This is a genomic window from Streptomyces venezuelae, from assembly GCF_008642315.1.
Classification (GTDB): domain Bacteria; phylum Actinomycetota; class Actinomycetes; order Streptomycetales; family Streptomycetaceae; genus Streptomyces; species Streptomyces venezuelae_D.
The window spans coordinates 8,825,724-8,838,911 of sequence record NZ_CP029192.1; the positions used below are offsets into that span (position 1 = coordinate 8,825,724).

The following is a 13,188-nucleotide window of genomic DNA, read 5'->3' on the forward strand; positions in this document are numbered from 1 at the left end:
GCTACCGACAACCGCGCCTGCGGGCAGGCCCAGCAGAGGGCGCCAGTCCGCGCCTCGCAGGGCGAGGCGAACTCCTGGGAATACGGCCCCGAAGCCGCCGGCGATGAGGAGTATGTCCCTGGCGTTGTGCTCTTCCCTGCCGGGCTCCGTCGAACAATAGCGTTTGCCTGCCGTGCAGTCGGCCACGTCGATCGAGTGCGCCACCCCCCCAGGCCAGCGCGACGACACCGCCTATGAACAGAACGCAAGATCCCCACCTCGCCCACATGGGCAGAGCATAACCCCCCATCCGTGGGCCCCATAGTCGTAAGAGCACCAGCTGAACTGGTCGCGGGCGGTGATCGACTCCTCGCACGTCCGGGCCGCCCGACGGGGCCCAAAAGCGGTCCCAGCCCGGTCGACCGCGCCCGGCCTGGCAGCAAGCACCTACTCCTCCTCGTCGACGGCCAGGGCATCCCGCTCGCGGTGTCGCTGACCGGTGGCAACCGCAACGACGTCACCCAGCTGCTGCCCCTGCTCGACAAGATCCCAGCCGTCGCGGGCCGGGTCGGCAGACCGCGTCGGCGCCCGGATGCCCTGCTGGCCGACCGCGGCTACGACCACGACATCTACCGGCGCCAGCTGTGGCAGCGCGGGATCCGACCTGTGATCGCAAGACGAGGCGAACCGCACGGCACCGGCCTGGGCACGCCTTTGTTAGCGCCTTTTAGATGGGCAGGTGCCAGCGCGGTCCGTCCGGGGAGCCCAGCCAGACCGTCTGGTCCAGGGCGGTATCCGACACCGTCATGCCGAATTCCGCCAGCGCGGGTGCCCCAGCGCTCTGCCAGGTCTCCAGTGCCGCTTCTACCTGGTCCCACAGGCGCAAGGGCCCGTGCTGGTGCACCGTTGAGCCCTTTCCGTCCGTTTCGGTCCATGCCTGAGAGCCGGTGGCCACATCCCGCAGGACCACGCCGTCACCCGAGGTCATCAGTTCGGCAGAAGGCGCGGCGAGTTGGGCGACGAAGCAGCCGGCCCATTCCTGGAGCAGAGCGGGGGCGACGCGTGCGTGGCTGGTGTTGCCGTCGTGTCGCAGGAGGACCGGGTGCGGTGGGCGCTCGTGAGGGCGGGCGAGCATGTAGGAGATGGGATCGGCGGTGAAGCGGCCGTGTGCGGCTCCGGTGTCGTCGAGGGTGAGGCGGATGAGTCCGGAGGCGAGCATCCACCCGCTGATGGTGGTGGTGATGGATCCGCCGTCGGCGAGTTGCCACAGCCAGGAGCGGGGGATGGAGCGGACTGCACAGGTGGCGATGACCGCGTCGTAGTCGGCCTGTTCCTGGTGGCCTTGCAGTCCGTCCCCGACCACCAGCGTCGGGGAGTACCCGGCGCTTTTAAGGTGTGCGGCCGCGCTTGCGGCCACTGCGGTGTCGTATTCGATGCTCACGACCTGCTTCTCGCCCAGCCGGTGGCACAGGATGGCCGTGGAGTAGCCGGTGCCCGTGCCCACCTCCAACACCTTATCGCCGCCTTGCAACTCAGCCACTTGCAGCGTGCGTACGACGAGGGAGGGAAGGGTCGCCGACGAGGTGGGGATGCCCGAGATGGGGCCCGTCGCGTCGGCCGCGTCCACGCCGTCGACCTGGGTCACCAGTGTTCGGTCGGCGTACACCAGGCGCAGCCACTCCTGCTCGCCCACCTCTCCGCGGCGCACCGGCTCCCACCGGCTGCCTGCGGGCCGGTAGAGCGCGGTATCGAGGAACAGGTCACGGGGCACTGCCGCGACCGCGGCGCCCCATTGGGGGGCGAGCGTCGGGTTGCTGGTGCCGATCTCGGCGGCCAGGGCGCGGCGCAAGGGGGCGGTGTCAACGGTCACGGTGTTCTCCCGCGTACTGAAGCTGGTCGGCGACGGCGCAGACGAGGTGGCTGGTGATCGGTTCGGGGAACCAGGCGAATTGCCCGTTCGGATTGCACTCGTACCACCATGCGCGGTCGGCCGCGTCCAGGCCGAAGTCGAACGCGCCGAAGACCAGCCCGAAGGTGTCCAGGTAGGCGCGGACCCCCTTGGCCAGCTCGGGCGGGGTGTTGATGAGCGTGTAGGTTAGGGAGTCGTAGTGACGGCGCCAGTCCGGTCCCGGCGCGCCGTCGATCCGCACGGTGAAGACCTTCTTACCTACGGCCGTCACGCGCAGATCGGCTACCGATGGCACCCGGTGCTGGAACTGGTGCATGGTCTGGGCGATGCCCGCGGTGAGGTCTGCCGGGTCCACCTCGTCGACCCACACGGTCAGCGCCCGCCCCTGAGCATCGTGGTAGTCGGTGCTGCGCAGCGGCTTGTACACGACGGGGCCGTGCTCGCGGGCGAAGTCGCGCGCTGCGGCCGGGTTGTTGGTGAGCAGAGTCGGGGGGACTTCGAACCCGCAGCGGGCGGCCACGGCCAGCTGGGCCGGTTTGTACTCGGCATCCCGGTTCCGCCATGGATGATTCACATAGTGCGCGCCGGGCAGCGACGCCAGCAGGCCCCCCAGGCCGAAGCGGGCTTCTTCGACGGACCAGCGGGCGTCCTGCTCCTCCAGGCCCGACGGGGCGGCGTAGGGCCGGGGCCGGCGCCAGTACACCGACCGCACCCGGTCCAGCTCCGCGGTGCGTGTCGTCGTCCGCACATGCCCGCCGAGCCCGGAGCCGTCCAAGCGGGCAGCGACACCGATACTCTGCGGGAAGTCGCCCGGGTTGAGCCGGACGACCGGGACCCGGCGTCGGTTCAGCTCCGCGATCACCACATCGGCCGTCGCGTCATCCGTCCGGGTGGCCACCAGGACCGGCGCAGGCGGCGTCAATCGGTGTCCCCGTCCTGGTCAGAACCCTCGTCAGGAGTGCCGTCCAAGCTGGTCTTCGTGGATGTCTCCTTTGACGTCTCGGACCGCTTATGCCGGTCCAGCGCGGGTATCTCCAGCCCGTCCGGCCCCATCCGCCGACCCGTCTGGGACTCGGGATCCAACACCACCTCGGCGGCTGGCAGCGCCACCTCGGGAAACTGCCTCATGCGCGTTAACCCCCACGGAGTCACGGAATACCCGCCCATCTCCACCTCCCGGTGCTCGCTCCGCTCACAGTGTGGCGGCCCGCGAAGCTGCACGGAAGCATGCGTCAGCCCGCGGACGCGGCGCACTGCGCCATGCGCCGCGCGGCGTGCGGTATGGAAGGTCAGGAGGTATCGAGCGTCCAGTGGTCGGCGTCGAGCAGAAGATAGCCGGGGCCGGTGACACTGATCGTTTCTCGGGTGCGATTGTCGTTGTGGAATTCCTTGCCGCCCCCGGACCCGGGACCGAAGAAGGTCAGAGTCCCCGGATGTTTCCCCTCGTTCCAGGTGATCCGCAGTTCCTTGCCAGAGTCCTCGACCCGCAGGACCCACGGCCCACGGCCGGACATGCGGCCCGCGACGAGCTCGATCTCCTCATCAGCCAAACGCGTCACCTTCCACGGGCCGAATCCCGACGTGCTGCTACTGCCGACGCTCCGGCGGAACACGTCCACGGAATCGAATTCCGAAGGCACGATGAAGCGGCGTCGTCCCGCACCCCAGACCGTGGCGGCGGGGCCACCCCCTTCGACCGTCGTTTCCGTGCGCCGTAGTGAACTGATGTCTATCGCTGCCCCGAGAACACCCCGTACCGCAAGCACGATGGGCCCGGTGTCGCCCGCCTCGCGGACGACGAACTCGCGGCTGCGCCATGAGGACCACCGTTGTACCTGACTCTTCACGCCATTCCCCTCCCGAGCCATGCCTGTACGGCAGATCATCATGTCTGCGAAGGCAGGAAGGGAAGCTCAGCGGCGCCCTGGACCGGGCCTTCGTTTGCGTCGACGGCACCGCCAGGCAGAAGGAAGGTCGTGCGGTAGTCGACGCGCTGGATCAGCACCCGGCCGCGCTGGCCGGTGATCAGCACAGACGTACCGGCCCACAGAGCAGGCGGCCGCGGTCGGTCAGGCGGCGATCTGGTGAGGGTCACTTGGCGCATCTCTTTTGCCGGGACGCTGTTTCAGAACAGGGCATCTTGCTTCACGTCAGGGCCCGGTCGCCGGTTGGGTTGCAATCCGGCGACCGCGTCCAGTTCAAGGAGGGTGCGCCAGCGCCCGTCGGCGCATCCGTCGTCCAGTAGCCGGGCCAGCACGCGGGCGGTCACCTCGATATCCGGCATCGCCCGGTGCCGTCCGGCCGGCTTGGGGATGCCGTAGTAGCCGAGCAGGCCATCCAGCCCGTAGGAGCCGAGTCCGGGCACCACGACTTTGGCCAGACGCAGCGTGTCCAGCAGCGACGTCGCCGCGAGCACAGGACAGTGCTCGGCCTGTCGGCCGATGATCCCGGCCTCCGTGGAGGCATGGTGCGCCACCAGACGGTACGGAGGCGCGGTCAGACGGGCGTCGAGCCGCGCCAGTACGTCGGCGGCCGGATGTGCCGTGGAGAGCATCTGCTGGGTGATGCCCTTGAGCTGGACGTCCCGGGCGGTCACGGGAACGTCTGCCGGCGGCCGCATCAGCTCCTCGAACCGGCCGACCTGCACCAACCCGTCGCCTACGGGGCGCAGCGCCAGCGCCGCGACCTCGATCGGCTCGGCGGGCCGTCCCGTTGGGGTAAGGCCTTCGAAATCGATCACCAAGAACGTCGTGACGGCGAAGCGGGGATCGTTCATCAGCGTGCCCATGGTGCCACCTCCTGCCCGTACGCCCCGTCCTTCGAGCAGGGGTGGCCGTGGAGGACACAGAACTTCGATGTCTGGCACCGGATGCTCCTTGGTCATGGGGGTCAGGGCCGTGGGACGTAGCAGCGCAGGACATCGAGGTCGGCGCTGCGTACGCAGGGCCAGCCGGTTGTCGGCAGTTCGATGTCCAGGGGTGAGATCCCGAGTTCGTGGAGGGCTGGGGTGGTGGTCGTGTGGCGGGCGACGATCTTGGTGACGGCCAGGAAGACTCCGCCGGGTCTGAGGATGCGCCGGTTCCGATCGAGGAGGGCCGGCTGGTCGTCGATCGACCGGTAGACCAGGCGGCAGGTCAGAGGGCATAGGCAGGGTGCGCAGGGACGGTGACGTTGTCGGTGGTGATGTCCAGGTACTACCAGGCCGGCCCTGGGCTGGGTCCGGGGCCGATGTTGTGGGCGGCGGCGAGCTCGACTGCGCTGGGGGGAGCAGTCGATGCCCGTCGTGCGGTATCCGAGCTCGTGGTGCAGGCGGAGAACTAGGGAGCCGAGGTCGAGGGCAGGGCGCCTGGTAGCTCCGTCGGGGGAGTGTGCGGGGCCGCGCCGGTGCGCGGCCCCGCAGGGACCGGGGCTGTCTAGGGTCCTCATGATCACTAGCACTGGGTCCTGCTGAGACGTCAGAATCCAAGCGTGATTAGCACTCTTCGTGTGGGCTGATCATGAGCAATCCCGGCTCTGTCTGCGGTCGCATCGCTCACTGTCGGTAGGTGGGTGTCAGTCCTGCCTGCCATAGTTCCGCTCGTGGACGACGAGACCTTCTGGAACATCATCGAGGACTGTCGGCGGGAGACGCCGGATCGGGACGAGCGCCTGGGCTGGCTGCGTGGTCGGCTTTCGCGGATGCCGGAGTTGGAGATCGTGCAGTTCCAGATATGCCTGGACCGCGTGCTGACTCCGACCTTCACCTGGGACATGTGGGCTGCTGCCGACATGATCCTGGGGTGGTGCTCCGATGACAGCTTCTTCTACTTTCGGCTCTGGCTTGTCGGGCTGGGGCGGGAGGAGTTCGAGAAGGTTGCCCTCGATCCGGACTTGTTGGCGGGCACTCCGCAGGTCCGAGCCCTCGCGGGTCGGTCTCCGCGTGCATGGGGAGATCATGAGTGGCCGGAATGGGAGGAACTGGATTATGTCGCTGGGGCGGCATTCGAGGCCGTGACCGGTAAGCCCCACGAGGATTTTCATGACGCTCATGATGCCCAGGACGTAGAGGATCCGGAGCCGCGACATCCTGTTGGTGATCGATGGGACGTGAACCGCGCTGATGAGGCAGCACGTCGGTTCCCGAACCTCAACGCTCTGTTTCCCGCCGTCGAGCGCGCGTAGGTCGTGATGCTCGTTGGCCATGTGAGCCGCTGTCGAGCAGGGCCAGCAACGCCTCGGCCTCTGCGAGGAACAGGTGGCCCCGGTCCGTGGAGGCGAGTGGGCGAGATCGTTCGATCACGGTGAACCCTGCCGCTTCTTCGTTGCGTTTGAGCTGGTAGTTGAGGGTGTTCCACTGTGTGTTGAGGGCGACGGCGGCGGCCTGGAGGTTGCGGTGTCCAGGAAGCTGAAGGATGTGGCGGAGTCTGGGGACGCAGTTCTTCCTCCGGCTGACGGCGTGCATGGCGGGAGATAGCGTCGTACCGAGTGAGGCGAACGGGTTGGTGAACTGGCTGACCGAGTGGTGAGGGATATCCCACTTGTTCACCAGTCTCATGACGGAGCCCTTGCGGACGCCCAGTTCCTTGGCGATATCGGGAGATGATCGTCCCTTGTCGCGGTACTCGGTCTCCAGCCAGGTGCGCGTGACGATCTCTCACGTGCCCACCCGTCGTCGCCGACGAGTACTTCCCCGAGTGGTGGAGCATTCCGTGTACCGACCGGACCGCACGCCACGGCTTCGACTCCGTGAAATCCGCCAACCGCAGCTGCTGGACCGGTAATTCACGCACGGCCGCTTCCTCGTACCGGATAGACACCGTAGGAGCCTTGCGCGTACGCCGGGCACCGCCCGAGCTCCGTACCGTCATGATGAAGATGGTACGGAGCAAGGGGCACCACGCCCGGGGAAGAGCGAAACAGGCCGCACGGAGATCGCTACTGAACGCAGTCATTGTCAACGAGATCGCGGATTTGCTAATCCACTGCTAACGAACTGCCTTCATTGCTAATGACCACGCGGATCCTAGAGCTGGGGGCCGCAGGTCAGCGGTCTTGGGCGAGGGCGTACAGCTCTCCGAGCAAACTCCCTTCGGTCGCGATGAGTTCGTCGAAGGAGCCTTGCTCCCGGATAGCTCCCTGGTCGAGGACGATTACCCGGTCGGCCATCCGTACGTTGTCCAGGCGGTGCGTCACCACCACCGTGATCCGATCCGGGGCCATGGCGCGGAGCTCGCGGAAAATCTGGTGTTCCCCGCGGGCGTCCATCTCGCTAGTCGGCTCGTCCAGGACGAGGACAGCCGACTCCCTGTACATCGCTCGCGCACAGGCCAACCTCTGCCACTGCCCGCCGGACAGTTCGTGGCCGCCCCACACCGACCGGGCGAGCAACGTCTGCAGGTCATTGGGGAGTTCACGCAGGGCCTTGGTCATGCCGACCCGCTCGACTGCGTCCCAGATCCGCTGGTCGCCGTGCTCCCGGGGCTGGCCCAGGGTGATGTTTTCCCGGGCTGCGAGCGGCCAGTGCCCGTTCTTCTGCGGGACCAGGCCGACGTTTTGCCACACCGAATCCGCATCGGCGGTCGACAGGTCAGTGTCATCCCAGAATGCCCTGCCCTGGGTCGGGGTGGTGAGCCCGGTGAGCATGCGGATCAGCGTGGACTTGCCGGCGCCATTCTCCCCAACGAGAGCGACGACCTCGCCGCGGTTCAATGTGAGGGTGATCGGCTGTACGGACGGGGACTCCTTGCTCGGGTAGGTGTAGGAGGCCGCTTCCAGACGGATCTGGCGCGGGGGCTTAGCCTGTACGGTGCCGCGCGCGGTGGTCATGGCACGGACCTCGTCGATGAACTCGTAGTAGTCGGCCAGGTAGAGGCCGTGGTGGAACATGACCGTGCTGTACCGGATGATCGAGTTCAGGGACCGGCCGGCCGTCTGGGAGGCGACGACGGCGGTGCCTGCGAGGGCTGTGGTCATGGCTCCGGCGAGGACCAGGGCGGCGAGCGAGGCCCACATGCCGAGGGTGAACATGCCGCCGAGGCAGGCGGCCAGGAGCGTGATCCGCAGATACGGCCGGGCCCCGGCGACTTCGCGGGTTACGACCCTGTCGCACATGCTTCTGTACCAAAAGTGGAGGTATGGGCGCATGGTGTTGGCGCGGAGCTCGTCGGCGAGCTCGGACGTGGTCAGCCACCAGCGCATCATCCCCCGCACATTGCGGGCGGAGATGGTCTGGTCGTGAACGCGGTAGTCGACCCGCGCGGCGATCACCCCGCCCATGCCGCGGGGGAGGACTGACAGCAGCAACACCCCGAGCAGCAGCGGGTGCAACGATGTCAGGACCGTCGCCGCGGACACCAGCTGCACGAGACCGTTCGTCAGGGTCTTGGCGTCGTCGGCGAGGTCGACCGCGCGCAGCGCACCGATCTCCGCTGCCTGACTGCGGTCCCCGAACCCCGGTGCGTCGTAGGCCGCGAGCTCGGCCCGCATATGCAGATCGACCAGCTGAAGGTCCGCGGCGGAGGCGATCTTGGGGTTCAGGCGCCGGGTCGCCCAGTCCGCGAGGATCCACATGGCCGCGCCGGTGGCCATCGCGACGACGGCGACGGTCAGCGCCGGCCAGGCATGCGCCAGTCCCTGACGGGGGTCGTCGGCCATGAGCTGCGGCAGGGCCCTGGCGACGGCGGTGAGCATCACGGCCGTGCCGATGCCGGACAGCAACTGGCACACGACGATCGTCAGGGCCATGCGCCGGTCGACGCTCCAGGCCAGGCGGGCCGTCTGGAGCAGGGCCGCGGGGATGCGGTGGGCCATGTCCCACAAGGTGGCGTCGTCCATCGCCCGCCGGTGCTTGCGCCCGTTGTAGTCCAGCTCCGGCGGTGCGGAGGGCTGCGGAGCGCCCGCCCGCGCGGCCGGGAGGGACGCCGCCTCACCGCCGATGGTTGCAGCGTCGGCAGCCGGAGCCTCGGTCTGATTGTGCGGTGTGGTCATGCGAACACCCCCGCCATCAGCCGGTCCAGGGTCTGCCGTCCGCGTGCGGTGACGTGGGGGTCGTCGAGCTTCGGCCCCCGGACCAGGCAGCTCACCGCGTCGATCGCCGCGAGACTCTTCAGGGCGTGCTGCTCCTCGACGGTGAGGTTGCGTCCGTAGCCCTGCAGGCACGCGGCCCGCAGATCGGGCCGGTCGGTCCAGGCGGAGCAGGCCATCAGCACGAAGTCCTGCACCGCGGCAGCGGCCCTGGAGCGCTCGAAGTCGATCCATCCGGCCTGCTGCCGGGAGGTCGACCACATGAGGTTGCGGTCCCACGCGTCGCCGTGGATGTACGCGAGCGGCAGCGACGGCAAGGTCTGCAGTTCCCCGGCCGGCTGGCGCACGAGCTTGTGTTCCGGCGCGGTCAGCCGGTCTCCGGCCGCCGCCAGGTGCTCCTCGGCGCCGTCGGCTGCGGCCTGCAGTGCCAGTTCCGCCTCGGCCCGTCGAGGGCCGGACAGATCACCGGCCGCGTGGAGGCGGGCCAACAGGGCGCCGCCGTGCCGGTGCGCGCGCGCTTCCTCCACGGGCGAGAGTTCCAACTGCGTGAGCGGCTGTCCTGGGACGGCGGTCAGCAGCAGGGCCAGATGCTCCGCGCTCGAGGCGCGCAGCTGCGGCGCAGCGCCGGCGCCGAGAGCCGGTGCGGCACTTCGGAGCGCGAACGTCTCGCGCTCGTACATCACGGCCTCGGGGGAGATCTTCAGGTAGGAGCAGGCCGCCCCGGGCAGGTCGAGCCGCCACACGCGGGAGTCCGCGCGCGGATGGCTGACGTCCTCGACGGCGGGACGGGCGCCGAGCGCCCGGCTGGCCCACGCGAGCAGGGCCGGGGGCGCAGTGGTCGGGTTAGTCATGCCCCCCACCCCGATGACGGTCGTGATGCTGCCGCGAAAAGGACACGACGGACATCGACGGGGCGCCGGTTCGCGAGGGCCTCGGCCGCAGCAGGAGGGTTCTCGAGAGCAGGGTGGAGGGTGGCCAAGCGGACGGGATTCACGGTTTCTCCTTGGTTCGGGACGGGGCGGAGCACCCGGACAACGGACCTGATCGCAGGGCCGCTACGGGCAGCCGCGGGCGACGAGTCGAGTGAAGGTTCGATGCCGGTACACCGGCGGCAAGTGCCGTCTGCGTCATCGGCTCCTCTCGCTTCGTTCGATTCACACCTTCGAGGAAGGCGGAGGGACGGCCGCCCGAGCGGCGGCGTGCCTGACGCGTCGACAGCACCCGACTCCTTCGGTGTGGTGTGGCTGTGCTCTGCGGACGGACCCTCGCCCACGCCACCGACAATCCGCTGCCGACACCACCGTGATCCGGTCATCCCCGGCCTCCCCTGCCGCCAGTCGGCACCCGCATCAGGGAGGGTTCTGACCTGGGGTGACTGTGGGAGAAAGGTTTCTTGCACTCCTCGGCCGGGCCCGGATTTGGGCGCCCGCGAGAGTGGCTCGATCTGGTTCGCGGGCGGGTGAGCACCCGGAGCGTCACGCCCCTGGGTGGTCGTGACGGCGGCTACCATCGGCACCTTCGACGCGGACGGAACCCGCCTGGGTGGCGCTCTCGTAGCCCGCTTCCATGCGACCAGATCGGCCGTTATGTTCGAACGCGATGTCCCCCGCTGCGCCCTTGTGGAGCTGCGTAGCGCATGAGGTCACCAGGAGCGCCATGACCATTCCTGCCCCGCACCCTCCAAGGCCTCGTCACCAAGTACCTGCGGGGGCACCCTGACGAACAGTTGCTGCTCCGCCCTCGCTTGGACCACCTCGCCGTCAGCGTCAACGTGACCGACAGGCGGAGACGTGCGGCGGACGGCCGCAGGCGTGAGCCATCTGTCCGGCAGTGATGAGTCCGGCCAGGCCGCCGAGCATGGCGCCGATGTGGGTGATTACGGCGGGTGCGATCCTGGCGTACCGGACGGTGTCCGACGCCGCCGACCATTCCCTAATGACCTGGACTGCCCCGATGGCAGTCTGCATGACGACCGAGGTGTCGCTGCTCAGGATTGTTTAAGGAGGGTGAGGGTCTGGGCGGCGACCTGCTGGGAGGTGAGTGTGGTGGTGTCGATGACCTCTGCCTGGTCCCGCAGCCAGGTCTCGTAGGCGCGTTCGTAGTCGGTCAGGCGGCGCCGGCGGAAGGCGCGGACTCTCTCGCTGCGTTCCTCGTCGCCGGGGAACTCCTGGCTCTCCTCGATCCGCCGCCGGATGGTGGGGAGGTCCGCGTGGACAACGAGGTGGTGCAGTTCCACGCCCTCGTTGTGCAGGCTCGTGAAGATCTCCTGGGCGTACTGCTCGAGGGTCCGGGCAGGGCGTCGGCGATTTGGGCAGCGAGCTCCGGCGGGGTGGCATGAGTGCTGTCGAGAACCAGCACGTGCGCGTGCACGTGCGTGAGCCATCGCTGCTCGGGTGGAGCGCTAGCGCTGCTCGTGATCCCGTGGCGTCGCTTGCGGCAGCCTGGACGCTGGCGGTGATCAGTTCCGGTCCTCCTGGAGCTTGAGCATGTCGAAGAAGATGGACGTCGCTCCCTTGTCGATGAGTTCGTCGAAGGTTCCGGTTTCGGCGATGAGGCCGTGGTGGAGGACGATGATGCGGTCGGCGAGGCGGGCGTTGGCCAGGCGGTGTGTGATGAAGACGGTCGCTCGGCCCGCGGCGAGGGCCCTGAGCCGGCTGTAGATCAGGTGTTCAGCGCGGGCATCGAGCGCGGCGGTCGGCTCGTCCATCACGAGGACGGGGGCGTCGCGGTGGAAGGCACGGGACACGGCGATGCGTTGCCACTGGCCGCCGGACAGGTCGTGTCCGCCCCACCAGGAGCGGGCCAGTGAGGTGTCCAGTCCATGGGGCAAGGCGGCGAGGACGGTGTCGGCGCCGGCCGCCTCGGCGGCGGCGTGTACTGCGGTGTCACCCTCGGGCCTGGGCTGGCCGAGGGTGATGTTCTCGCGGGCGGCCAGTGGCCAGCGCGTGTAGTCCTGCGGCACGAGCGCCACCTTGGAGAGGACCCCGGCCGGGTCGGCATCGGCGAGATCGATGCCGTCCCACCGCACGGTGCCCTGCGTGGGGAGATACAGCCCGGTCAGGATGCGGGCGAGGGTGCTCTTGCCGGCGCCGTTCTCGCCGACCAGGGCGATGACTTCGCCGCGCTTGAGGTCGAAGGTGACGCCGTCGAGTGCGGGAAGGGCGGCTCCCGGATAGGTAAAGGAGACGTCCGTGGCGGTGATGACCTGCGGTCCGTCCTCGGGGAGTTGGGCGGTGCCGCGGCACGTGGTCCAGGGCTTGGCCACGGTCAGAAAGCGTGCCCAGTCATCCAGGGACAGCGATGTGCGGAATTGCCGGGCCCCGGCCCTCACCGTGGTGGCCAGTGCCGCACCGGAGGTGCGGACCGCGAGAGCTGCGGTCCCGGACGTCGCGAGTTCCATCCGCCCTGTGGCTACGAGGAGTACGAGCACGCCCCAGGTCGCGGCGGTGGCGGCGGCCGCAAGCGCGTCACCGATGCCCTGCGCGATCAGGGCCTGCCGCGTGGCTTTGAGCTGCTCGGCCTCCAGACGGTGGGAGACGATGCGGTACTGGCGGATCAGGAAGTCGGCCATGGTGCCCGCGCGGACCTCGTCAGCGGTGTTCCGCTCGGTGGTGTAGGCGCGGAAGACGTTGCGGAGCCGGGAGTCGGACAGGTTGCGGTGGTGGGCGGCGTGCTCGAGGCGCGCGCTGCGTACCGCACCCCATGCGCAGGGGGCGACGGACAAGATCAGCAGGGGCAGCATCACTGGGTGCAGGACGGTGACGACTGTCGCCGCGGCGGCCAGGTGGGCTGCGGCGGAGGTCAGCAGCTGGGCGTCGAGGATGAGGTCGCGGGTCCTCTCCGCGCCTTGGGAGGCCGCCGTGTGCGCGTCTGCGAAGTGAGGGTCCTCGTAGGCCGCAAGCTCGGCGGTGGTGGCCGCGGTGATGACCTGAAGGTCGGCTTCGCGTACGGCTTTCGGCGCAAGCCGGGCCGCTGCCGCGCGGGCGGCGGCATCCAGCAGATAGCGGCCGCAGGCAGCCAGAACCAGGACCACCAGGGCGGTGACCTCCTCGCGCAGACCGGCGGCGATGTCGCCGCCCGCGAAGACGGCGGCCAGCACGCGGGTGGTGGCCGCAAGCGCGGCAGCGGTGAGCACGGCGGCGCCGATCTGGCAGGCCAGCAGGGCCAGGACGGCTCGGTGGTCGGTTTGCCAGCCCAACCGCGCTGCTTGGGCGAGGGCGCGGGGCAGACGGCGCGCGATCGCGGCCGTGGACAGGTTGACGCCCGCCTCGAAGTGCCGGTCGGAGGCCAGGCTCATC

General features: G+C 68.9%; 12 protein-coding genes and 1 pseudogene. 2 read left to right on the forward strand and 11 right to left on the reverse strand.

Annotation, left to right across the window (positions count from 1 at the left end; genetic code table 11):
- Positions 1-340: 340 nt before the first annotated feature.
- Positions 341-687, forward strand: a pseudogene (locus tag DEJ48_RS39015) (transposase); the annotation flags it as partial.
- A 19-nt stretch (positions 688-706) separates the two neighbouring features.
- On the opposite strand, the gene tgmC reads toward DEJ48_RS39015, so the two are convergent.
- The 6 genes from tgmC to DEJ48_RS39045 all read right to left on the reverse strand — a co-directional run bounded on the left by tgmC (position 707) and on the right by DEJ48_RS39045 (position 4,676).
- Positions 707-1,849 carry an ATP-grasp peptide maturase system methyltransferase gene (tgmC, locus tag DEJ48_RS39020; protein ID WP_150220784.1) on the reverse strand — a complete coding sequence of 381 codons (1,143 nt, stop codon included), beginning with the start codon at positions 1,847-1,849 and terminating at the stop codon, positions 707-709.
- Entirely contained in the window at positions 1,839-2,810 is a 972-nt protein-coding gene (gene tgmB / locus DEJ48_RS39025; protein ID WP_150220785.1) for an ATP-grasp ribosomal peptide maturase, read from the reverse strand. The genes tgmC and tgmB overlap by 11 nt, the downstream gene beginning before the upstream one ends.
- The gene (tgmA, locus tag DEJ48_RS39030; protein ID WP_150220786.1) at positions 2,807-3,055 is read right to left on the reverse strand and encodes a putative ATP-grasp-modified RiPP; all 249 of its coding nucleotides are present in this window, start codon (positions 3,053-3,055) and stop codon (positions 2,807-2,809) included. The genes tgmB and tgmA overlap by 4 nt, the downstream gene beginning before the upstream one ends.
- A 122-nt stretch (positions 3,056-3,177) precedes the next feature.
- Entirely contained in the window at positions 3,178-3,735 is a 558-nt protein-coding gene (locus DEJ48_RS39035; RefSeq protein WP_150220787.1) for a hypothetical protein, read from the reverse strand.
- A 38-nt stretch (positions 3,736-3,773) separates the two neighbouring features.
- Complete coding sequence (locus DEJ48_RS39040; RefSeq protein WP_223832392.1) at positions 3,774-3,920, reverse strand: hypothetical protein; 147 nt, start codon at positions 3,918-3,920, stop codon at positions 3,774-3,776.
- Positions 3,921-4,013: 93 nt separating this feature from the next.
- Complete coding sequence (locus tag DEJ48_RS39045; protein ID WP_150220788.1) at positions 4,014-4,676, reverse strand: PolC-type DNA polymerase III; 663 nt, start codon at positions 4,674-4,676, stop codon at positions 4,014-4,016.
- A 791-nt stretch (positions 4,677-5,467) separates the two neighbouring features.
- Between DEJ48_RS39045 and DEJ48_RS39050 the strand changes: the two genes are divergently transcribed.
- A complete protein-coding gene (locus tag DEJ48_RS39050) occupies positions 5,468-6,049 on the forward strand; it encodes a DUF4240 domain-containing protein (protein WP_150220789.1) in 582 nt (193 codons plus the stop codon).
- Here the strand turns inward: DEJ48_RS39050 and DEJ48_RS40025 are convergent.
- The 5 genes from DEJ48_RS40025 to DEJ48_RS39080 form a co-directional block, all read right to left on the reverse strand.
- Positions 6,015-6,422, reverse strand: coding sequence for a hypothetical protein (locus DEJ48_RS40025; RefSeq protein ID WP_190537873.1), 408 nt, complete (start codon positions 6,420-6,422; stop codon positions 6,015-6,017). The two genes, DEJ48_RS39050 and DEJ48_RS40025, sit on opposite strands and share 35 nt — an antisense overlap.
- 488 nt (positions 6,423-6,910) lie before the next feature.
- A complete protein-coding gene (locus DEJ48_RS39060) occupies positions 6,911-8,854 on the reverse strand; it encodes an ATP-binding cassette domain-containing protein (protein ID WP_150220790.1) in 1,944 nt (647 codons plus the stop codon).
- A complete protein-coding gene (locus DEJ48_RS39065) occupies positions 8,851-9,741 on the reverse strand; it encodes a phosphotransferase (protein WP_150220791.1) in 891 nt (296 codons plus the stop codon). The genes DEJ48_RS39060 and DEJ48_RS39065 overlap by 4 nt, the downstream gene beginning before the upstream one ends.
- Before the next feature lie 1,136 nt (positions 9,742-10,877).
- The gene (locus DEJ48_RS39075; protein WP_150220792.1) at positions 10,878-11,126 is read right to left on the reverse strand and encodes a hypothetical protein; all 249 of its coding nucleotides are present in this window, start codon (positions 11,124-11,126) and stop codon (positions 10,878-10,880) included.
- A 222-nt stretch (positions 11,127-11,348) separates the two neighbouring features.
- Complete coding sequence (locus DEJ48_RS39080) at positions 11,349-13,187, reverse strand: ATP-binding cassette domain-containing protein (protein WP_223832393.1); 1,839 nt, start codon at positions 13,185-13,187, stop codon at positions 11,349-11,351.
- Between the last annotated feature and the right edge of the window lies 1 nt (position 13,188).

Coding starts and splice junctions, on each gene's coding strand:
- tgmA (WP_150220786.1), bottom strand. CDS start 3,055: ATGGGCGGGTATTCCGTGACTCCGTGGGGGTTAACGCGCATGAGGCAG.
- DEJ48_RS39045 (WP_150220788.1), bottom strand. CDS start 4,676: ATGGGCACGCTGATGAACGATCCCCGCTTCGCCGTCACGACGTTCTTG.
- DEJ48_RS40025 (WP_190537873.1), bottom strand. CDS start 6,422: ATGAGACTGGTGAACAAGTGGGATATCCCTCACCACTCGGTCAGCCAG.
- DEJ48_RS39060 (WP_150220790.1), bottom strand. CDS start 8,854: ATGACCACACCGCACAATCAGACCGAGGCTCCGGCTGCCGACGCTGCA.
- DEJ48_RS39065 (WP_150220791.1), bottom strand. CDS start 9,741: ATGACTAACCCGACCACTGCGCCCCCGGCCCTGCTCGCGTGGGCCAGC.
- DEJ48_RS39080 (WP_223832393.1), bottom strand. CDS start 13,187: ATGAGCCTGGCCTCCGACCGGCACTTCGAGGCGGGCGTCAACCTGTCC.